Origin of the sequence: Bacillus sp. SRB3LM, assembly GCF_015712745.1 — a bacterium.
Classification (GTDB): domain Bacteria; phylum Bacillota; class Bacilli; order Bacillales; family Bacillaceae_G; genus Bacillus_A; species Bacillus_A thuringiensis_K.
Genome location: NZ_VWVQ01000017.1, coordinates 178,740 through 199,125 on the forward strand (window position 1 = coordinate 178,740; position 20,386 = coordinate 199,125).

Consider the following 20,386-nt stretch of genomic DNA (forward strand, 5'->3'; position numbering starts at 1 on the left):
TTTGCAAATATTAATTTAAAAATTATGTCATTATACTCTTTATACATTGACTTTATATGAAATGAATACTACTCTTATAAGCAATATTAAAGCTATGAGAAAGGCAATCGTTTGCAATATAAGCTTTATTATTACACTTAAGGGAATACTATGTATAGAGATATTGAAGGGGGATTTTCTATATGTTTAAAGAAGCCATTTATCATAGGCCGAAAGATAATTATGCATACGCTTATGATGAACAAACAATTCACATCCGAGTACGTACTAAGAGAGATGATGTTCAATGCGCCAATCTTATTTACGGTGATCCTTACGAATGGAAAGACGGGAAATGGATATCATCAAGTACACCCATGAAAAAAACGGGTTCTACTGCATTATTTGATTATTGGTCCATTGCAATCGAACCGAAATTTAAGCGCTTACGTTATGGATTTGAATTAAAATCTGAAACAGACACTCTTATTTATGCAGAGCGAGGATTTTTTTCTAGCATTCCAAATGATGATGTTGGTAACTTTTTCTGTTTTCCATTTATTCATGCAGATGATGTATTCAAAGCACCATCTTGGATTAAAGACACCATTTGGTATCAGATTTTTCCTGAACGATTCGCTAATGGCGATAGTACGCTGAATCCAGAAAACACCCTTCCTTGGGGAAGTGCGAATCCAACTACAACTAATTTTTTCGGAGGAGATTTTGCTGGTGTTATTCAAAACCTTGATTACCTTGTTAACCTTGGCATTTCCGGAATATATTTCACACCTATTTTCAAAGCTCATTCAAACCATAAATATGACACAATTGACTATATGGAAATTGACCCACAATTTGGGACGAAAGAAACTTTTAAAGAGCTCGTTGAAGAATGTCATAAGCACGGTATAAAAGTAATGCTCGATGCTGTGTTTAATCATAGTGGATACTTTTTCGAGAAATTTCAAGACGTACTAGAGAATGGTGAGAAGTCCGCATATAAAGAGTGGTTCCACATTCATGAATTCCCGATTATAACCGAACCACTTCCAAATTATGATACTTTCGCCTTTACACCGTATATGCCTAAATTAAATACAGCTCATCCAGATGTAAAAGAATACTTACTTGAAGTAGGACGTTATTGGGTACGCGAATTCAATATAGATGGCTGGCGCCTTGATGTCGCCAATGAAGTCGATCACAACTTTTGGAGAGAATTCCGAACTGAAATAAAGACACTAAATCCTGAAGTATATATTTTGGGAGAAATTTGGCACGATGCCCTTCCGTGGCTACAAGGCGATCAATTTGATGCTGTCATGAGTTATCCTGTTACAAACGCTCTACTTTCTTACTTTGCTAACGATTCCATTAAAGCAAGTGAATTCACGAAGCAAATTACAGAATCTCTACATTCCTACTCTATGAATGTAAATGAAGCAGCATTTCATTTATTAGACAGCCATGATACTCCAAGAATTTTAACAACATGCAACGGAGATAAAAATAAGTTAAAATTGCTCTATGTATTCCATCTTTCTTTCATCGGCTCTCCTTGTATTTATTACGGGGATGAAATTGGTATGGATGGCGGCATGGACCCTGATTGCCGTAAATGTATGATTTGGGATACTAAAGAACAAGATCATGCATTATTTACCCATATACAAACATTGATTTTATTACGTAAAGAACATAAAGCATTTGGAGGACATGGTACTTTTCAATTCATCGAAACAAATGATGAACATAATTATATTTCTTATACGAAAACATATGAGGATGAAACTATCTTTTTCGTTTTAAACCCTACTAATAGTGAAGTTACAGTTTCACTCCCTCTTCATGTTACTGGTAAGAAAATAATTAATATTTATACAAACGAAGAATTTTCAGCGGAAGCAAGTGTATTACAAGTTACACTTCCTCCATATGGATTCTCCATATTAAAATGGTAATCCAAAAAGCCTTATGCCAAGTTTGAAGTGGCATAAGGCTTTTTCTTATTTCAATTTGAATACTATCGCTTCATACGGACGTAATGAAATGTTATCTATCGATCCGATTTCTACATCGTAATTGTGTATAAATAACTCTGATTCACTATAACCAATATCCTTAGGCATTTCAAATACACTTTCATCCGCAGTAAAGTTTGCAATGACAAGTAGTTTTTCATCTCTATATGTTCTTACATAAGCAAAAATAGAAGGGTCATTATCTAATATTAAATCATATGATCCATATACAACTATTTCATTATTTTTGCGTAGTTCAATTAATTTCTTATAGTAATAAAAAATTGAACCTTCATCTTGAATTGCTTGTTTCACATTAATCTCTTTATAGTTAGGATTTACAGTAATCCAAGGTTCACCTTTTGTAAATCCAGCGTGATTCTGATCATTCCACTGCATCGGAGTTCTAGCATTATCACGGCCCTTTATATAAATAGATTCCATTACTTTTTCTATATCTTCACCATGGTCTATCACTTTTTCTTTATACATATTTAACGTTTCAATATCTCGATATTCATTAATCGACTCAAATCGGACGTTCGTCATTCCGATTTCTTCTCCTTGATAAATATATGGCGTTCCTTTCATCATATGAAGAACTGTCGCTAACATTTTTGCTGATTCAATGCGATACATTCCATCATTACCAAAACGAGATACAACGCGAGGCTGATCATGATTATTCCAATAAAGGCTATTCCATCCTGTATGCTCTAATGCTTTTTGCCACTTTGTTAAATTCTCTTTTAAAGTAAGAAGTGAGCATGGTTTTACATCCCACTTTCCACCTTCTCCTGAATCTAAATCCATATGTTCAAATTGGAATACCATTTGCAACTCTTTTCGTTCTTCTCCAGTATACAGTTGGGCTTCTTCTGTCGTTACACCTGGCATCTCACCAACCGTCATAATATCATAATGCGATAATACTTCTTCATGCATTTCATGTAAATATTTATGAATGTTTGGACCGTTCATAAAATGTTTATGACCTGAAACATAACCATCTTCATCTGTTTCAACAGCTGGTAGCCCTTCTTCTTTAGATATAAAATTGATAACATCCATGCGGAATCCATCAATTCCTTTTTCTAACCAAAACTTCATCATCTCATAAACATCTTGTCTTACCTTTTCATTATCCCAGTTTAAATCTGGCTGTTTTTTAGAAAACAGATGTAAATAATATTCATCCGTCATTTCATCATACTGCCATGCAGATCCACTAAAAGCAGCTCCCCAGTTGTTCGGTTCTTTCCCTTCTTTTCCAGGACGCCATATATAGTAATCTCTATATTTATTATCTTTTGATTTACGTGATTCAATAAACCAATTATGTTCATCAGATGTATGATTAACAACTAAATCCATCATCAGTTTCATATTGCGTTCATGCATTTCATGTAATAGCTCATCCCAATCTTCCATTGTTCCGAACTCGTTCATAATTTTACAATAATCGCTTATATCATAACCATTATCATCATTTGGAGATTCATAGACTGGTGATAACCAAATCACATCAATCCCTAATTCTTTTAAGTAATCTAGCTTTGAAATAATCCCTTGAAGATCTCCTATACCATCACCGTTACTATCCATAAAGCTACGAGGATAAATTTGATATACTACGCTTTCTTTCCACCATTGTTTTTCCATTATGCTACCCCATTTCATTCATTTTTCTCTTTTTCAAGGCGCAAACGTTTTCATTAATGAATGATAACAGATTCTATCTCAATTTAAAATAGCGCTTACAATTTTTATTGTTCTTTTTCTAAGAAAACATATGAAAATTACTAATAACTCTCCAATAAATGAAAACGTTTTATTTTTTTATTTATTTTTTGAATCTATTCGTTTATAATGAATTCAAAGAAAACGTTTGCATAATTATTTCTAGGGGGAAATACCATGGCAGAACTTAAATTAGAAAACATTTATAAGATATATGATAATAACGTAACAGCTGTAACTGATTTTAATTTACACATTCAAGATAAAGAATTTATCGTATTTGTCGGTCCTTCTGGATGCGGAAAATCTACAACATTACGAATGGTAGCTGGACTTGAAGATATTTCAAAAGGCGAGTTTTCAATTGATGGTAAACTAATGAATGATGTTCCTCCAAAAGATCGAGATATCGCAATGGTATTCCAAAACTACGCTCTTTATCCACATATGAGTGTATATGATAATATGGCATTTGGATTAAAACTTCGAAAAATACCAAAAGATGAAATCGATCGTCGTGTGAAAGATGCAGCAAAAATTTTAGGACTTGAACAATATTTAGATAGAAAACCGAAAGCATTATCAGGTGGACAGCGCCAACGTGTTGCGTTAGGTAGAGCAATCGTTCGAGATGCAAAAGTTTTCTTAATGGATGAACCATTATCAAACTTAGATGCTAAACTCCGTGTTGCAATGCGCTCAGAAATTTCTAAGCTACATCATCGCCTGGGAACAACAACAATTTATGTAACACATGACCAAACAGAAGCAATGACTATGGCTTCGCGTCTTGTCGTTATGAAGGATGGAAAAATCCAACAAATTGGAACTCCAAAAGAAGTATACGAAACACCAGAAAACATTTTCGTGGGTGGATTTATCGGCTCACCAGCGATGAATTTCTTCCGTGGTAAATTGACTGAAACCGATTTCGTTATAGATAATACTATAAAAATTAAAGTATCTGAAGGAAAAATGAAGATGCTACGTGAACAAGGCTATGTAAATAAGGAAATTGTTTTAGGTATTCGCCCAGAGGACATTCATGATGAACTACTATTTTTAGAAGCTTCGCAATCTACTGCCTTCACAACAAAAATTGAAGTCGCTGAATTATTAGGTGCTGAATCCATTTTATATATGAAACTTGGAAATCAAGATTTTGCAGCACGTGTAGATGCAAGACATACGTTTTCACCTGGTGACCAAATTAAATTAGCATTTGATATGAATAAAGCGCATTTCTTTGATAACCAAACTGAACAACGTATTCGCTAAAAAATTTATCTTTACTATACACATACAAAAAAACCGTCCACATATATTGAGGGCGGTTTTCATTATTATACTAGGGCTTCTACTGTATGAAATGATTGTCCTTTCGTGCTAATAATACCGAAAATCGGTAAATCACTAAGCACCACTTCTTCTTGCTGTTTCATAAAAGATGACGTTAATTGTTTTATCTCTATCCAAACGTCATTAATACAAAGTACATTGGAATCGTTCTCTTGTTGGCGAGAAAAAATAGAATCTATTTTATATAAACCAGCATTTTGAAAAAGCATATCAATGCGACTGAATGCATTCAAAGTAATGCTAATAACGCGTTGCCAATCTCCTTGCTTTCCCATATCATAGGATACAAAAAGTGCTTCTCCGCCTAGATTCATAATTTCCTCCACTGTTGCTTGTCCACTCTCTTGATCAATGTCCGTCACAATAACTTTTGCGCCTTGTTTAGCCAACAAAAGAGCTGTATTACGTCCAATACCGATGCCACCGCCAGTTACGATAGCAACTTTTCCTGCAAGCTTCATTTTCATTACCCCTTCTATAAGTCTTACCGTCATTCAGTATACTCCTTTATAAGAATAATCTGCAAGCAAGAAAAATCGCTATTTTATTTGTGAACGCTTACTTTTTATCCTTCTTTTTTCTTACTATTACGCTGATCAAAAACTAGACCGATAAAAATGAGAATACCCCAAAAAATTATGCTTCCTCCTGTCATTTTAACTTCCCCCTTATTATATAAAGTGAAATTTTACTCAGCTCCAATATAGCTTAATAAAGATATTATTTTTAATCATTATACCATTTTCTTAATTTTCAATCGATTATAAATGGAAATGACACATTTTAGCTTTTCCTTACTGTAAACATTCCCAATATACTTATAAAATCAAAAAGACCCTTTTATATATAAAAAGGTCTTTTTTCATTATACAAGACTTATTACTTTCGTTTTTGTCATTAAATCCTGAAAACCACAATTATCTTTGCGGAACAACATCATATATACATTACATATTAATGGAATTCCTAATAGCAATACGTTCGGTAATAACACTACAAAAAATCTTATAATTAATGTTTGCAACGTTAGCTTTTCACTCTTCAATGAAATTAATTTTATTCTCGTTACCTTTTTACCAAGAGTTACACCGTTCCAAAGAAAGGGTAATACAATAAAATATATCGCCATTAATATGAAAACTACTGCGAAATCATATCTAAAATCACCTAAGCTTATATTAAAGCGCTTAAACATAGCACTATAGTTTCCGGTCATAATAGCTACTACTGCACCATACATAACCGAGATTAAAAACATGTCAATTAGGGAAGCACCTATGCGATTCATTACAAGCGCTGGACGATGCATCTTTAACTTCATTTTATGTCGACTCCTTCATTTCCTTCTTTACCCGTCTCATCGTACCACTTCTAAAAAACATTGTAAACTAGCGTTTCTCTTACTTTTCTTGTACAATTTGTTACAATAGCATTATAAAGGAGGTTCCCATATTGAAAAAATGGATAATCCTATTCGTCGCCTTCCTATTAACTGGTTGTGCAGGAAACACAAGTCACTTAACTTATACGGTTAACGATGAATACGAACTCATACGTACTTCTGGAAATGCATTTGAACTTTTCCCCTCGCAAGATGCTGTATATGCCACACAATACATCCCTGCAAAAATTACAGACATTGCTTGGGATGATAAATACATTATTGCAAAACAAACTGAGGAAAAATCAGATCCAAATAACCCTGACGCAGCAATTGCAAATAGAAAAAGTGAACATTATTGGATTATTGACGTAAAGCACAATAAACGTTTCGGTCCCTACAATGAAAAGCAATTTAATGAACAAAAAGATGCGTTTAAAATTAAGGTGCCTTTTCAAAATGTAGATTTATACATAAAAGAAATAAAAAAACAGTCAGCATAATATTTGAATGCTGACTGTTTTGTCTTACATTATTTTAGTGAGATGTTAAACGTTTGTGGCTCTTTTACAACATCTTGTGTTTCTGAATCTCCTGCAAGTAAATCATCAGTTGTAAACTGAATATCCTTTACCTTGTCTTTTCCATCGTCAAGTATTAAACCAATAATACCATCTCTTGTTTCACCAGGCTTATAGTCTTCTCTTGATACATTTTTTGTACCAACTAACGTATCTTCGTCATATAAAAAGTTTTGAGTGGCTACTTTAAAATGTTGCTTACCATTAATCATAACATCATTCATAGAGAAAAATTGCATATTTTTATTTCCGCTATTCTCCACTTTATATGTAATCTCAACGTAACGAATTGTATTACTAATTTCTGTTCCACTTAGCGATGCATATAATTCTGCATCTTCTTGGCTTACTTTATCCCCTAATCTACGTTTTACTTCTTCAGGAGTTAGTGCCGTGTATACTTTCAATGTATTTTTTGCCTTTTCACTCATTTGTGATAAAGAGATTACTTTCACATCTTGTACGTAAATTTTCATTGGCGCTACTTCAAATGTTTGATTCACAGAATGCATCTGCTCTAACTTGAAAGTACCCCATCCTGTTTCTTTCACTTTTTGTCCCACTTTTTTCAGCTCACGCCCACCATATTCTTTCGTTTCAGGAATAGATTCTTTCTTCTTCGGTTCAGCTTTCTTTTCTTCTTGATGGAAGCAACCACTTAACATAAGAAGAAAACTACATAAAACAAAAATACTTTTCCATGCTTTCATCATTTCATTTCTCCTAACGCTATCATTCATGAATATAAAATTAGTCCCTTGCTTTGTAAACTATAGAAACAATGACAATTCCACAAAATGAACTTGTCAGTCCAGATACTATTATACCTCCAATTTGGAAAATATGAAAATAAGGATCTAAGAACGCATGCACGATAAATATAAAAGCTGTCACAATGATTATAGAAACCCAATACTTTCTTTTTTCTAAAGCTACAATCATATCTTTCCCTGTTTCATCTTTATACTTCCATAGTACGTATAATAGCAATAATAAGCCAACACATGTACTCCCATGTTGCATATATTTATACAATGGAATACTGCGTAATTCAATTTGTAACAATGGTATTTTCATAACGAAATAGCCTGTATTATGAGTAAATGCATCCCAAACGACATGCGTGAGCATACCGAATAATGCAGAATAGCAAAATACAAAGAATTCTTTCCAGGTATGTAGCCCCCACCTCTCATCTATTGCATATGAATAATAACCAGCAAACGGTTTAGGCAAATGCGTTATAAACGGCTTTTTTAAAATGTAATGATATATGTATGCGAGTAGAAATACAAGCGGTAAATTTAAATATAAGAACCCAAGCCATGTATGGCCAATAACACCATAGGGTCTAAAGTGTAAAAAATATTCAAAGTCAGGCGCCATACTACCTAATATAAGAGCCGTTACTGAAATATGTTTAGAATGCTTTTTCGCAAAAGGAAGAACTGCTGCTGGATGTGCAAATGTAAACGGCATACTTTAACTCCTTCTCACATTTTCAATAGAATACCATATATCATAACGAGAGAATGGATCTTCATGCAATATTTATTTTCACATTGGAATATGATAGTTTAAATGATATAATCCACATAAAATATTCAAAAAACAAGAAGGGATTCAGGTGTCATTAACACTTTTATTTGCTGCCTTTTTAAATTCAAAATCCGTTATGAATTGAGGTTTATATATTGATTGACGTACCCTTTTTACAAAATGTCACATTAAAAAAAGAAAATATCCCTAGTTTTTCCGCATATCCTTACTGTTTACCCGCTATTCGAACATTACAGTCACTAGCTTTCCATCCAAATGTAACATTCATTATTGGAGAAAACGGAACAGGTAAATCAACATTACTTGAAGGAATTGCAATTGCGTTAGGTTTTAATGCAGAAGGTGGAACGAAGAATTTCCGCTTTAGCACAAACGATTCACATTCATCTTTACATGAATACCTTCGAATTTCCAAAAGTTTCAATACACCAAACGACGGTTTCTTTCTTCGCGCTGAATCATTTTATAACGTTGCTTCTTATATTGATGAAATAGATGCTATAAAATCTTACGGCGGCGTTTCACTACACGAACAATCTCACGGTGAATCATTCTTTTCCTTATTTATGAACCGTTTTTCAGGACAAGGTTTATACATTTTAGATGAGCCTGAGGCAGCTTTATCACCGATGAGACAACTTTCCATGCTCATTCGAATGCATGAGCTAGCGGAACAAGGTTCACAATTTGTTATTGCGACGCATTCTCCTATTTTAATGGCTTACCCTGAATCTACTATATACTCTTTAACACAAGAGGGAATTCACGAATCCACATTAGAAGAAACTGAGCATTACCAAACGACGAAACTTTTCTTTGAAAATCGCGATCGATTATTCCATCATCTATTTAAGTCGTAAAAAAAGAAGCAGCAATAGCTGCTTCTTTTTTATAGTGCTTCTATAAATAAGGCAACCCCAATACCGCCACCAACGCATAAAGAGGCAATTCCTTTTTCTAAACCACGTCTTTTTAATTCGTGAATTAAACTTACTGTAATACGAGCCCCTGTACAACCAATTGGATGCCCAAGTCCTACGCCACTACCGTTTACGTTCACTTTTTCACGGTCTAAGCCTAACTCTTTCTCTACAGCTAAATATTGAGCCGCGAAAGCTTCATTAATTTCAAGTAAATCTGCATCTTCTAATGACCAATCTACTTTCTCTAATCCTTTTCGGATTGCTGGTGCTGGTCCAATACCCATAATTTTCGGGTCTACTCCAGCTACTGAATATCCAACAATTCTAGCTAACGGTTGTAAGCCTTTTTCTTTCGCTTTTTCTTCGCTCATTAATACTAGAACTGCACTTCCGTCATTCAGGCCAGATGCATTACCTGCAGTTACAGATCCATCTTTACGGAATGCTGGTTTTAACCCTGCTAATTTTTCCGCTGTAATATCTGCACGTGGATGCTCATCCTGCGAAAATACTACTTCTTTTCTACGTTCTTTTATTGTAATAGGAACAATTTGATCGTCAAAATATCCAGACTCGATTGCCTTCAGTGCCAATGTATGACTGCGAAGAGCAACTTCATCTTGTTCCTCTCTTGTAATTTCATATTGTTCAACTAAATTTTCCGCTGTTTCACCCATCATAATATGGTGAATCGGATCTTCTAACACTTCCCACACCGTGTCACGAATTTCTCCGTGCTGTAGACGTTGTCCCCAGCGGTGCTGTTTCAATGCATAAGGGCTCGAACTCATCGCTTCTACTCCACCTGCAACAACAACATCACTTACACCTAATTGGATTTGCATTGCAGCTGACATAATTGCTTGCATACCTGAAGAACATTGACGTTGGATTGTATATCCCGTAACTGTGTCAGGAAATCCTGCCGCTAATGCAGCTGTTCTCGCCGTATTTGCTTCATCAGTTCTTTGAATACAATGACCTAAAATTACTTCATCAACTTCATGTGGTTCTACCCCGCCTCGTTTTACAGCTTCCTGAAGTACAGGAACAGCTAATTCTACTGGCGTTACATTTTTTAGCGCTCCTCCAAAAGTTCCAATTGGCGAACGAACTGCAGCTGTAATAACAACATTATGCATTTTGTACTTGCCCCTCTCTTATGTACCCTAGTAAGTTTTTAGGTGAACTTCCATAAGATGTATATCTATAACTATCATACTATAAACATACTAAAAAATCAAAATATTTCATATAATAAAAATAGAAGGAATTAACCTTCTATTCTGTCAGTGCATATAAAAACTTTTGTAAAATTTTCTCTGTCGTTTCATTCAATTTTGGCAACTTATCTACTGGAAAATATCGGAGTTTCAACCCTTCATGATCGAGCTTTAATTCCCCACTCACATGATGTGCCTGATACAGATGAATGACATTGAAAATTTCATCGCCATTCGGATAACGGAAATATACTTCTTTTCCTGATAGAACACCAAGAAATTGCATTATTTTTGCAGTTAACCCCGTTTCCTCAAATAACTCTCTACGTGCAGTTTCTTCTGTCGTTTCGCCCAGTTCCATCGCCCCACCAGGTACACCCCAATTATATGTATCTGAACGATATTGAAGCAATACTTCTTGATTATCATTTAATATAATGATTGCTGATCCTACGAGAATAAGCGGCCTTGTACCAACGACTTTGCGTAACTCTTCAATATACCCCATATGTAAATCCCCCTTTCCCTAACCTCCCTTATCATAACAAAATTTTTCTCTTTTTGTTCATGTAATTTTAAAGAAAAAAAGAAGCTTTCGCCTCCTTTTTTTCACCTTTATTTCTTAAAACTTTCATATTTTACAGCTTCAAAAGCTTCCTCAATTTCATCATTACGATAATGGACATATGTAAAACGCCCCAATTCTACTAATCTTGCTATTTCCTGTAACGCTTTATGCTGCTCATATGTTTCTTTCAGCTTAATATGTACATAAAACTTCATTAAAGGATGTTCATATAAAGGTTCTCCTACCTCTACATATACATCTTCAACCCCTTGTACAACTCTTACATAACTCGCAAATTGATAAAGTGCTTCTCTGTCTGAAACGATTTTTAATGTATACATATATTCTCCCCCTTTCCTTTACTATATCAAAAAGACGACCACACCATGTTATAGAACTATGAAATTTTTTCGACTTGTCATCTATATATTCAATAAAGAAGGCGTTTATCCATACATGACATCTTTTTCCCACATATATTATAGGAAGAACTTTTTCATTTGAGGTGTTCCTTATGGATCCATACGTCAATATATGTATTTGCATTACTCCCGGCGCCGATATTTCTGATGACCGCATCGCAAAAGATTTAGCTGTTGCAGAATCAATTTGGCACCCCATTACATTTCAAATTCAAGAAGTAATTGTATTAAATGAACTTTTCCGTTTTTTTGACCGTGAAATCAGTTATAGAAATTCCATTCAAAGTCAAGAAAAGTTGGCATCCTTTTTCCAAACATGTGTAAATGAAGCTCCTGAATGCGACCTTTATATTTGTTATATTGGCAGTGATTATTTCAAAGAAACAGCAGTAATTGCCTGCGCTTACTCTTTAGCAAAACAACAGCAACTTACCGGCTATATTGTTTTAACAAATTCGGCTGCCCCTATGAAAAATATATATACGCTCGCTCACGAAATCGGTCATATTTTATTTACAAGACGTGTTCATGGAAAACTTACTCATGCAGATCCTCATTCTCCAACCGGCTCGGAGCACCATCCTTCTCCAACAAATCTTATGTATCCGATAGTCCCTCGTCCAGAAAACGTTCATATTCATTCCTTATTAACTGCAGAACAAAAAGCCCTCTCTTTACAAAGCTCTTTATTACAAAGAAAAAAACAGTAACCCTCATGTTACTGTTTAAAACAATTTATTCCGATCAAAAAACCAAATCCCGGCTGCTAGAAATAAAAATAGACAACTAAATATAAATGTAATCCCTCTAAAAATCCCTATATAATATTTCTTTGGAAATAATTTTTGATATATCCAGAGCAGCCGCTTTTTATTGAACTTCTAGTTCACACTTTTTCTTTCTTCAATTTTTAAAGACCATCTCATTAATCCATATATACTTCCATACATAAGTAAGATCTTTGCAATTCCCCAAAATACATTTCTTTCTTCTAAGTCTTTAAATAAGAACATAATTGCAAGAGGAACAATTAGTACCACAACACCTATCCAACCAAGAACATATACTTCACCAATAAGAAGTAATAAAAATATAGTTACTGCTAATATATATGTCTGCATTGTCGACAATTGTAAAATTGGCGTCCCATACCATTTATTCATAAACATTAATAACACCAATAATAAAATAGGTATCATCACTATTACATAAATAATTCCAAACTCTACTAATTTACTTTTAAAAGAAGAAATTCTAAACGCAACAATCGTTCCAATAATCGTAATAATTAAAACGATTGGATAACCAATTAACTGTACATTTGTTAATGTAAATTGTTGATTCGGATTTCCAAATAAAATATTTGTAAGTAACCAATATCCACCTATCCCAATTATCATTCCTAAGATACTTTTTATACTCCCGCTTTTATCCTTCTCCATCTCTTTCGCTAATTCTTCCGCATACTCTTTTGGTGAATCACCAAATATATCACTTACCGTCTTTCCCTCTTTCTCACCTTCTATTAAATGAAGCTCTGCATCTTCTAGAAAGGCGTCCACATCTTCTTCTTTAATTCCTTTTGTTATTAAATACACTTTCGTATCGATTAAAAACTTTTCCCCTTCTTTAGAAATCTTCATAATAATCCCTCCCTTATTAAACCGCTTCTCTTCTATTCGTCTTCATCATAATTTCAACGAAAATTAAAATAAATAAACTTCCATATAAACATATAATTTGAAATAACATTGGCACGAGATCTTCCGATGTAAATGTTTTAAACACTAACATAATTGAAAGTGGAATGATTAAATATAAATTTTTAAACCATCCTTCAAAATATATATTTATAGCTACTGTGATGATAAAAATCCCACCAGCCACTATATAACTTTGCACTTCGGTGAATGTGAGCATTTTTGTCGGATATATCACATCTAATATCGTAACAGCTCCTAATAAAAACATTGGAGTAATCATAACTAGAGACCACATAGAAAACCATGTTTTTGTAAAGCTTGTTACGAAGGTCATTTTGCGAAGTAGAAAATTAGGACCTATAACAACTAAAATAAATGAAAAACTATAACCGATACACTGAATAAGTGAAATCTGTAACATTCCGTTATTCACTATTAAGATAGAAGCAATAATCCAAAATGATACGATATTCATTACTGTAAAACCAATTTGCTTCCACGTTTCCCATCTATCCTTTTCCATTACCTTTACAAGTTCATTTGCATATTCTTTCGGTGAGCTTCCGAAAATATCTTCTACACTCTTCCCCTTACTCTCACCTTCTATTAAATGCAACTCTGCATCTTCTAAAAAGTTTTCAATATCACTTTCTTTTACACTCTTTGCCGTCAAAAATAATCTCATATCTAATAAAAACTTTCGTGCTTCATTTGATAGCATTATTTTTCCCCCCCTTCCCTTCAAGTAGACGTTCTACACTACTTTGCATCGTTTCCCAGCGATCCATAAATTCATCAAGTGCTTCCTCGCCTTTTTCAGTTAATGTATAATATTTTCTCTTTGGACCAGATGGAGATTCCTTCATTACGCTTGTTATTAGTCCTTCTTTTTGCATTCGTATTAATAACGGATAAATACTTCCCTCACTCGCCATTGTAAAACCATACTTCGCTAGCTTTTCACTCATTTCATAACCGTATATTTCGCCTTCAGAAATAATAGCAAGTAAGCATCCTTCTAAAATCCCTTTCAGCATTTGACTTGTCGACATAATTTAAATCCTCCTACTATCTTGTTTTACAAGATAGATAAGCGTAAGTATCTTGCTTTACAAAATAGTATAGCAAAGACTATTTTGCAAAACAAGATAGCTAACGATATTTTTTCCAAATGTTTGCAGGAATTTCATTGTAGCCTCTCTAAATAGTGCACTATGAAAACTTTATTATGAAGGGATGTTTTTCATCATGGTTACAAATCGAGTTGTCTTTTTAACTGGTGCTGCGAGTGGTATTGGTTATGAAATGGGAAAGGCTTTTGCAAAAGAAGGTGCAAAAGTTGTGATTACCGATCGGCTTGAAGAACGTGCAAAAGAAGCTGCTGAACAATTACAAAATGAAGATTTTCAAGCTATCGGTTTAAAATGTGACGTTACATCTGAAGAGGAAATTACAGCAGCAATTTCTCAAACAGTTGATCATTTCGGTTCATTAGATATATTAATTAACAACGCAGGAATGCAACATGTTTCACCCATTGAAGACTTTCCAACTGAAAAGTTCGAGCTACTAATTCAAATTATGCAAATTGCTCCGTTTATCGCAATTAAGCATGCCTTTCCGATTATGAAACAACAAAAATATGGTCGTATTATTAATGTCGCTTCTATTAACGGCCTTGTCGGATTTGCTGGAAAAGCTGCCTACAATAGTGCAAAACATGGCGTAATTGGATTAACAAAAGTTGCTGCTTTAGAAGGTGCTACGCATGGTATTACTGTTAATGCCCTTTGCCCTGGTTATGTCGATACCCCTCTTGTACGTAATCAACTACAAGACTTAGCTACTACACGAAATGTACCACTTGAAAATGTTTTAGAAGATGTTATTTATCCACTCGTCCCACAAAAGCGCTTATTACAAGTACAAGAAATCGCTGATTATGCTATGTTTTTAGCGAGTGAAAAAGCTAAAGGTATAACTGGTCAAGCTGTCATTATCGATGGTGGTTATACTGCTCAATAAAAAATAAAGTTTGCTCAAGAAGAGCAAACTTTATTTTTTATCGCGAGGATCTTCGTACTTTAGTAATTGCCGCGGGAGTTTCTCAATTGCAACAATTACCCCATCTAATTTACTTTCAATACGGTGAAGTAAATATAATGTTACAACAATTGGAAACCCTACATTACCTATCATTCTGATCCATTCTTCCATCTTTCTCTCCTCCTTTCACTATATAAATAAGGAATAATGGACCATTTAGGCATAAAAAAACAAGCTATTAAATTTCAGCTTGTCTTTCAAATAATGTCAGAATTTCTTTTTTATAGTCTCCACGTAAAATCCCTTTCTCAGTAATAATACCTGTAATTAATTCATTCGGCGTTACGTCAAATGCAGGGTTATAAACATTTGTTCCAATTGGTGCTACTTGTTTTCCAAAGATTTTCGTAACTTCTGTTTCATCTCTTTCTTCAATAATAATTTCGGCTCCAGTTTCTTTCGTAACATCAAATGTTGACAGTGGAGCAGCAACGTAAAATGGGATATTAAAGTGCTTTGCTAAAATAGCTAAATTCATTGTCCCTATTTTATTGGCTGTATCTCCATTTGCGACAATTCGATCCGCCCCCACAATAATCGCGTTTATTTCTTTCGTTTGAATAGCATGAGCTGCAGTATTATCTGTAATAAGGGTCACATCAATATTTGCTTGCTTCAATTCCCACGTCGTTAAACGGCCACCTTGTAAAACTGGCCTCGTTTCACACGCATATGCATGTAAACGCACACCTTTCTCTTTTCCAATATAAAAGGGAGCTAATGCAGTTCCATATCTGGCAGTTGCGATACTTCCAGCGTTACAGATTGTTAAAATATTATCGCCATCTTTAAAACATGTTAACGCATATTCCCCAATATTTCGACACACCTTTTCATCTTCCTGTTGAATACGAAGCGCTTCTTCTTCTAATATTTTTTGTGCTTCTTTTATTGTAGTAATCTCTCGAATAGATTCTCTCATACGATCAATTGCCCAAAATAAATTGACTGCCGTTGGGCGTGATGTCCCTAAATAGTTACAGTCTCTATTAAACTTCTTTTGAAATTCTTCGATATGTAAAGTATTATATTTTTTCGCTGCAAGCGCCAAGCCAAATGCAGCTACAATTCCAATTGCAGGCGCTCCGCGTACTTCTAACATTATGATACTTTTCCAAACCTCTTCAATAGTCGTTAATGTTTTGTATTCTGTGCTATGTGGCAATTTCGTTTGATTTAATACCGCAATTGCATCACCTTTCCAACTTACAGATCTCGGAACAGTAACGATTGTACTCATGCTTTTACACCCCTTGAAACTGTCTGTTGAAATAATGTTCGAAACAGTTGAATATCAGCACTTTTAGATTCATATTTTATTAGTTCTTTTCCTAAGGATAGCGCTTGTTTCTTAGCTTGAATTCTTGTTTCTTTATTTTCTATTTCATCTAAATCTGCTACATGAGCTAAACCAATTGTTCTACGAATTAGTTCACATCCGGCAAATCCAACTGCATCAGTAAAGATATTTTGCAAAATAATTGGTAACCATTGTTTTTCTTTCGTATATGCTTCTATACCTTCTCCAATCCATAACTTTGTAAAAGTTTCTACAAAATAACTCCACGTCTTTTCTATATGGAAAAATAGTACACTTCTTTTTTCTTCTTCTCTAGATAAAGCATTTAATAATAGATTTGCAATAAATTGACCTATGTCAAATCCAAATGGGCCATATGTCGCAAATTCTGGATCAATCACTTTCGTTTCAGAAGGTGACGAAAAAATACTACCAGTATGTAAATCACCATGAATAAGAGTTTCTTTTCTTGTTAAGAACTTATATTTATATTGTGCTACTTTTAGTTTTAAAGTTTTATCACTCCAAAGTTCATCAACCACGAGCTGTAAATCTGGCTCATAATCATTTGTATCATAATGTCCAAACGGATCTGTAAACACTAAATCCTCTGTAATTTTACAAAGGTCCGGATTTACAAAGGTACCTTCTAGTACCCTCTTCTCTTCTGACTGTAAACCAAAATCTGAAGTATAAAATAAAACATGTGCTAGAAAACGGCCGATATGCTGGGATAAAAGCGGATATTCTTCTCCGTCTATTAATCCTTTTCTTGTAATTGTTAGTCTTGATAAGTCTTCTATTACCGTTATCGCTAACTCTTCATCATGACTGTACACTACTGGAACATAATCCGGTACATACTGCGCAAAAATTTGTAATGCCTTGCTTTCAATCGTTGCTCTTTTTATAGACAATGGCCAGCTTTCACCAACTACTTTCGCATATGGCAGTGCCTGTTTTATTATAATAGACTTCTCACCATCATCTAATTTGAACACGTAATTTAAGTTTCCATCTCCAATTTCATGACAAATGACATTTGCCTTCGCTTCAAAATAGCCATGATCTTTCGCATATTGTACAGCTGTTATTTCTGTTAATGAATAATATCCCATCGTCTTCTCCCCCTTTTTAAATTCAGAGGTTTTTCTAACACAGAAAAACCTCTTTTCACTAAGAAAGAGGTTTGAAGTTTATCTTCTCCCCTCTTATCTGCCAGAAAGTTTTACTTTCTGCTGGAATTAGCACCGTGCCTTTTGGCGTAATAAACGCCCCATTTCACAATGGTATTACGGTCGGTTGCTGGGCTTCATCGGGCCAAATCCCTCCACCTGCTCTTGATAAGAGTTATATAATTTTTTGAATTTTTAACTTTATGTTGAAGACTATACCAAGAATAAAAATCACTTGTCAACATTTTATTTGTATAATTCTGGACGACGATCCGCAAAAACTGGAATTCCTTTACGTACTTCTTTAATTTTCTCGAATACAAGCTCTCCAAATAAAATTGATTCCTCTTCATTCGCCTCTACTACAACTTCACCCCAAGGATCCACAATTAAAGAATGACCTGCAAACACATTATTCGGATCCTTTCCTGCTCTATTACAAGCAACAACATAACACTGATTTTCAACTGCTCTTGCTTGCAATAGCAAACGCCAATGTGCTAAACGAACTAATGGCCATTCAGCTACAACAAATAATACTTTTGCCCCTTTAACAGTATGGACACGCATCCACTCTGGAAAACGAATATCATAACAAATTGTTCCAGCGCATTCAACATCATCTAGCTTAAATTCGCCCGTACCATTACCAGCTATTAAATATTTATGTTCATCCATAAGCTGAAATAAATGTACTTTACTATATTCATTAACTAGTTCTCCTTCCTTGTTTACAACATACATTGTATTTGTAACACCTTGTTCCGTTTGCTTCGCTATGGAACCACCAACAATATGTACACCATATTGTTTCGACCATTCTTTTAACTTTTCTTTCGTTTCCAATCCATCCCTATCTGCAATTTCAGAAAGTCTTGTTAAATCATATCCTGTTGTCCATAATTCTGGTAAGACGATAACATCTGGCCTTTCCTTCATAGCTTCGCTTATTTTATTTTTAGCATTCTCAATATTTTTTTCTACATCTCCAAAAACAATATCCATTTGAATACATGCGACTTTCATTTTGTCAGCCCCATTCTTATTTTTTCTTTACAAAATACTGGAAAGATTATATCATTTGTCACTAGAATTGTAACAACTTTCAAAAGAGGTGGAAAGTATGAAATTATTTCAACCTTCTGAGATAGTAACATCATTGCCGACACAATTTTTCGCTTCACTTGTTGCAAAAGTTAACAAAGTCGTAGCAGCTGGTCACGATGTTATTAATCTAGGTCAAGGTAATCCAGATCAACCAACACCGCAGCATATCGTAAAAGCTTTACAAGATGCTGCAGAAAAGACCATTCATCATAAATATCCGCCATTTCGCGGACATGAAAGTTTAAAAGAAGCCGTGGCAACATTCTATCAACGTGAATATGATGTAGTAGTAAATCCAAAAACAGAAGTTGCTATTTTGTTTGGGGGAAAGGCTGGATTAGTAGAGTTACCAGTTTGTTTTACAAACCCTGGTGATACTATTCTCGTTCCAGATCCAGGCTATCCAGATTATTTATCAGGAGTTGCTTTAGCAAAAGCACAATTTGAAACAATGCCGCTTATTGCAGAAAATAATTTTTTACCAGATTATACGAAAATCGATGACTCTATTGCCGAGCGTGCAAAATTAATGTTTTTAAACTATCCAAATAATCCGACCGGTGCTACTGCATCAAAAGATTTTTTTGATACAACCATTAACTTTGCTAATGAACATAATATATTAGTTGTTCACGATTTTGCTTACGGCGCTATTGGATTTGATGGTCAAAAGCCCGTGAGTTTCTTACAAGCAGACGGTGCTAAAAATACAGGTATTGAAATTTACACTCTATCGAAAACTTTCAATATGGCTGGATGGCGTATCGCTTTTGCAGTAGGAAATGAAAGTGTCATTGAAACCATTAACTTATTACAAGATCATATGTATGTTAGTATTTTTGGTGCAGTTCAAGATGCTGCCCGCGAAGCACTATTAAGTTCACAGTCTTGCGTAATAGACCTTGTAAATAGTTACGAATCTCGACGAAACGCTCTTATTTCAGCTTGTCACTCAATTGGTTGGAATGTAGACATTCCAACAGGGTCATTCTTTGCATGGCTTCCTGTTCCAAAAGGATATACCTCTGAGCAATTTTCTGATATTTTACTAGAAAAAGCACATGTTGCAGTTGCTCCTGGTGTTGGATTTGGTGAGCATGGCGAAGGGTATGTCCGCGTTGGTCTCTTGCATACAGAAGATAGATTACGAGAAGCCATTAATCGAATTGATAATTTGAATTTTTTCAAAAAGTAATTGACAACATAAAAAATATCTGACAAAATTCAGTTATCTT

23 protein-coding genes, 1 pseudogene and 1 riboswitch are annotated in these 20,386 nt (G+C 34.4%); of the genes and pseudogenes, 7 read left to right on the forward strand and 17 right to left on the reverse strand.

The features are described from left to right. Positions 1-182 precede the first annotated feature (182 nt). A complete protein-coding gene (locus tag F3I02_RS11840) occupies positions 183-1,943 on the forward strand; it encodes an alpha-glycosidase (protein ID WP_074594960.1) in 1,761 nt (586 codons plus the stop codon). Between the two features lie 45 nt (positions 1,944-1,988). Here the strand turns inward: F3I02_RS11840 and malL are convergent, their stop codons facing one another. Beyond that, on the reverse strand, positions 1,989-3,665 hold the full coding sequence (gene malL, locus F3I02_RS11845; RefSeq protein WP_050552458.1) for an oligo-1,6-glucosidase: 1,677 nt from the start codon (positions 3,663-3,665) through the stop codon (positions 1,989-1,991). Between the two features lie 255 nt (positions 3,666-3,920). Here malL and F3I02_RS11850 point away from each other — a divergent pair, with 255 nt between their 5' ends. After that, on the forward strand, positions 3,921-5,021 hold the full coding sequence (locus F3I02_RS11850) for an ABC transporter ATP-binding protein (protein WP_000818931.1): 1,101 nt from the start codon (positions 3,921-3,923) through the stop codon (positions 5,019-5,021). Between the two features lie 65 nt (positions 5,022-5,086). Here the strand turns inward: F3I02_RS11850 and F3I02_RS11855 are convergent, their stop codons facing one another. The 3 genes from F3I02_RS11855 to F3I02_RS11865 all read right to left on the reverse strand — a co-directional run bounded on the left by F3I02_RS11855 (position 5,087) and on the right by F3I02_RS11865 (position 6,423). Beyond that, entirely contained in the window at positions 5,087-5,596 is a 510-nt protein-coding gene (locus F3I02_RS11855) for an SDR family NAD(P)-dependent oxidoreductase (RefSeq protein WP_000218410.1), read from the reverse strand. A gap of 71 nt (positions 5,597-5,667) precedes the next feature. Then, positions 5,668-5,757, reverse strand: a complete 90-nt coding sequence (locus F3I02_RS11860) for a hypothetical protein (protein WP_000145637.1) — start codon at positions 5,755-5,757, stop codon at positions 5,668-5,670. Between the two features lie 210 nt (positions 5,758-5,967). After that, positions 5,968-6,423 carry an RDD family protein gene (locus F3I02_RS11865; RefSeq protein WP_000769083.1) on the reverse strand — a complete coding sequence of 152 codons (456 nt, stop codon included), beginning with the start codon at positions 6,421-6,423 and terminating at the stop codon, positions 5,968-5,970. Between the two features lie 131 nt (positions 6,424-6,554). On the opposite strand from F3I02_RS11865, the gene F3I02_RS11870 reads away from it, so the two are divergent. Beyond that, positions 6,555-6,986, forward strand: a complete 432-nt coding sequence (locus F3I02_RS11870; RefSeq protein WP_000758790.1) for a DUF3997 domain-containing protein — start codon at positions 6,555-6,557, stop codon at positions 6,984-6,986. Between the two features lie 29 nt (positions 6,987-7,015). Here F3I02_RS11870 and F3I02_RS11875 read toward each other — a convergent pair whose 3' ends face one another. Together F3I02_RS11875 and F3I02_RS11880 are read right to left on the reverse strand one after the other, a co-directional pair. Then, positions 7,016-7,777: a hypothetical protein gene (locus F3I02_RS11875; protein ID WP_000973901.1), complete on the reverse strand. Its 762-nt coding sequence runs from the start codon at positions 7,775-7,777 to the stop codon at positions 7,016-7,018. Positions 7,778-7,814: 37 nt separating this feature from the next. Continuing rightward, positions 7,815-8,543 (reverse strand): DUF4184 family protein, encoded by a 729-nt coding sequence (locus tag F3I02_RS11880; RefSeq protein WP_001116858.1) that lies wholly within the window; start codon positions 8,541-8,543, stop codon positions 7,815-7,817. Positions 8,544-8,758: 215 nt separating this feature from the next. Between F3I02_RS11880 and F3I02_RS11885 the strand changes: the two genes are divergently transcribed. After that, positions 8,759-9,484 (forward strand): AAA family ATPase, encoded by a 726-nt coding sequence (locus tag F3I02_RS11885; protein WP_000568002.1) that lies wholly within the window; start codon positions 8,759-8,761, stop codon positions 9,482-9,484. A 29-nt stretch (positions 9,485-9,513) separates the two neighbouring features. Here F3I02_RS11885 and F3I02_RS11890 read toward each other — a convergent pair whose 3' ends face one another. From F3I02_RS11890 to F3I02_RS11900, 3 genes are all read right to left on the reverse strand, one after another. After that, the gene (locus F3I02_RS11890; protein ID WP_000552079.1) at positions 9,514-10,689 is read right to left on the reverse strand and encodes an acetyl-CoA C-acetyltransferase; all 1,176 of its coding nucleotides are present in this window, start codon (positions 10,687-10,689) and stop codon (positions 9,514-9,516) included. Between the two features lie 139 nt (positions 10,690-10,828). Next, a complete protein-coding gene (locus tag F3I02_RS11895) occupies positions 10,829-11,278 on the reverse strand; it encodes an NUDIX hydrolase (protein WP_002164161.1) in 450 nt (149 codons plus the stop codon). Positions 11,279-11,385: 107 nt separating this feature from the next. Beyond that, entirely contained in the window at positions 11,386-11,679 is a 294-nt protein-coding gene (locus F3I02_RS11900) for a DUF3928 family protein (protein ID WP_000288330.1), read from the reverse strand. Between the two features lie 173 nt (positions 11,680-11,852). Here F3I02_RS11900 and F3I02_RS11905 point away from each other — a divergent pair, with 173 nt between their 5' ends. Then, positions 11,853-12,470 (forward strand): ImmA/IrrE family metallo-endopeptidase, encoded by a 618-nt coding sequence (locus tag F3I02_RS11905; protein WP_000371610.1) that lies wholly within the window; start codon positions 11,853-11,855, stop codon positions 12,468-12,470. A gap of 15 nt (positions 12,471-12,485) precedes the next feature. Here the strand turns inward: F3I02_RS11905 and F3I02_RS33890 are convergent. The 4 genes and pseudogenes from F3I02_RS33890 to F3I02_RS11920 form a co-directional block, all read right to left on the reverse strand. After that, a pseudogene (locus tag F3I02_RS33890) lies at positions 12,486-12,629 on the reverse strand (DNA-binding protein); the annotation flags it as partial. A gap of 12 nt (positions 12,630-12,641) precedes the next feature. Further along, positions 12,642-13,403 carry a DUF1129 domain-containing protein gene (locus F3I02_RS11910; protein ID WP_000703258.1) on the reverse strand — a complete coding sequence of 254 codons (762 nt, stop codon included), beginning with the start codon at positions 13,401-13,403 and terminating at the stop codon, positions 12,642-12,644. 16 nt (positions 13,404-13,419) lie between these two features. Next, complete coding sequence (locus tag F3I02_RS11915; protein ID WP_000950438.1) at positions 13,420-14,184, reverse strand: DUF1129 domain-containing protein; 765 nt, start codon at positions 14,182-14,184, stop codon at positions 13,420-13,422. Then, positions 14,171-14,515 (reverse strand): PadR family transcriptional regulator, encoded by a 345-nt coding sequence (locus tag F3I02_RS11920; RefSeq protein WP_000107980.1) that lies wholly within the window; start codon positions 14,513-14,515, stop codon positions 14,171-14,173. Before F3I02_RS11920 ends, F3I02_RS11915 begins: the two co-directional genes overlap by 14 nt. Positions 14,516-14,711: 196 nt before the next feature. Between F3I02_RS11920 and F3I02_RS11925 the strand changes: the two genes are divergently transcribed. Then, complete coding sequence (locus tag F3I02_RS11925; RefSeq protein WP_000258425.1) at positions 14,712-15,488, forward strand: 3-hydroxybutyrate dehydrogenase; 777 nt, start codon at positions 14,712-14,714, stop codon at positions 15,486-15,488. A gap of 30 nt (positions 15,489-15,518) precedes the next feature. Here F3I02_RS11925 and F3I02_RS11930 read toward each other — a convergent pair whose 3' ends face one another. From F3I02_RS11930 to F3I02_RS11945, 4 genes are all read right to left on the reverse strand, one after another. Continuing rightward, positions 15,519-15,680, reverse strand: a complete 162-nt coding sequence (locus F3I02_RS11930; protein WP_000393344.1) for a YvrJ family protein — start codon at positions 15,678-15,680, stop codon at positions 15,519-15,521. A gap of 67 nt (positions 15,681-15,747) precedes the next feature. Then, the gene (gene mtnA / locus F3I02_RS11935; RefSeq protein WP_000104606.1) at positions 15,748-16,809 is read right to left on the reverse strand and encodes an S-methyl-5-thioribose-1-phosphate isomerase; all 1,062 of its coding nucleotides are present in this window, start codon (positions 16,807-16,809) and stop codon (positions 15,748-15,750) included. Further along, entirely contained in the window at positions 16,806-17,987 is a 1,182-nt protein-coding gene (gene mtnK / locus F3I02_RS11940) for an S-methyl-5-thioribose kinase (RefSeq protein WP_000542669.1), read from the reverse strand. The genes mtnA and mtnK overlap by 4 nt, the downstream gene beginning before the upstream one ends. Before the next feature lie 90 nt (positions 17,988-18,077). Next, positions 18,078-18,219, reverse strand: a riboswitch (SAM riboswitch). A gap of 71 nt (positions 18,220-18,290) precedes the next feature. Beyond that, on the reverse strand, positions 18,291-19,070 hold the full coding sequence (locus F3I02_RS11945) for a carbon-nitrogen family hydrolase (protein ID WP_002164162.1): 780 nt from the start codon (positions 19,068-19,070) through the stop codon (positions 18,291-18,293). Positions 19,071-19,167: 97 nt separating this feature from the next. Here F3I02_RS11945 and F3I02_RS11950 point away from each other — a divergent pair, with 97 nt between their 5' ends. Further along, complete coding sequence (locus F3I02_RS11950; protein ID WP_000765530.1) at positions 19,168-20,346, forward strand: pyridoxal phosphate-dependent aminotransferase; 1,179 nt, start codon at positions 19,168-19,170, stop codon at positions 20,344-20,346. Positions 20,347-20,386 lie beyond the last annotated feature (40 nt).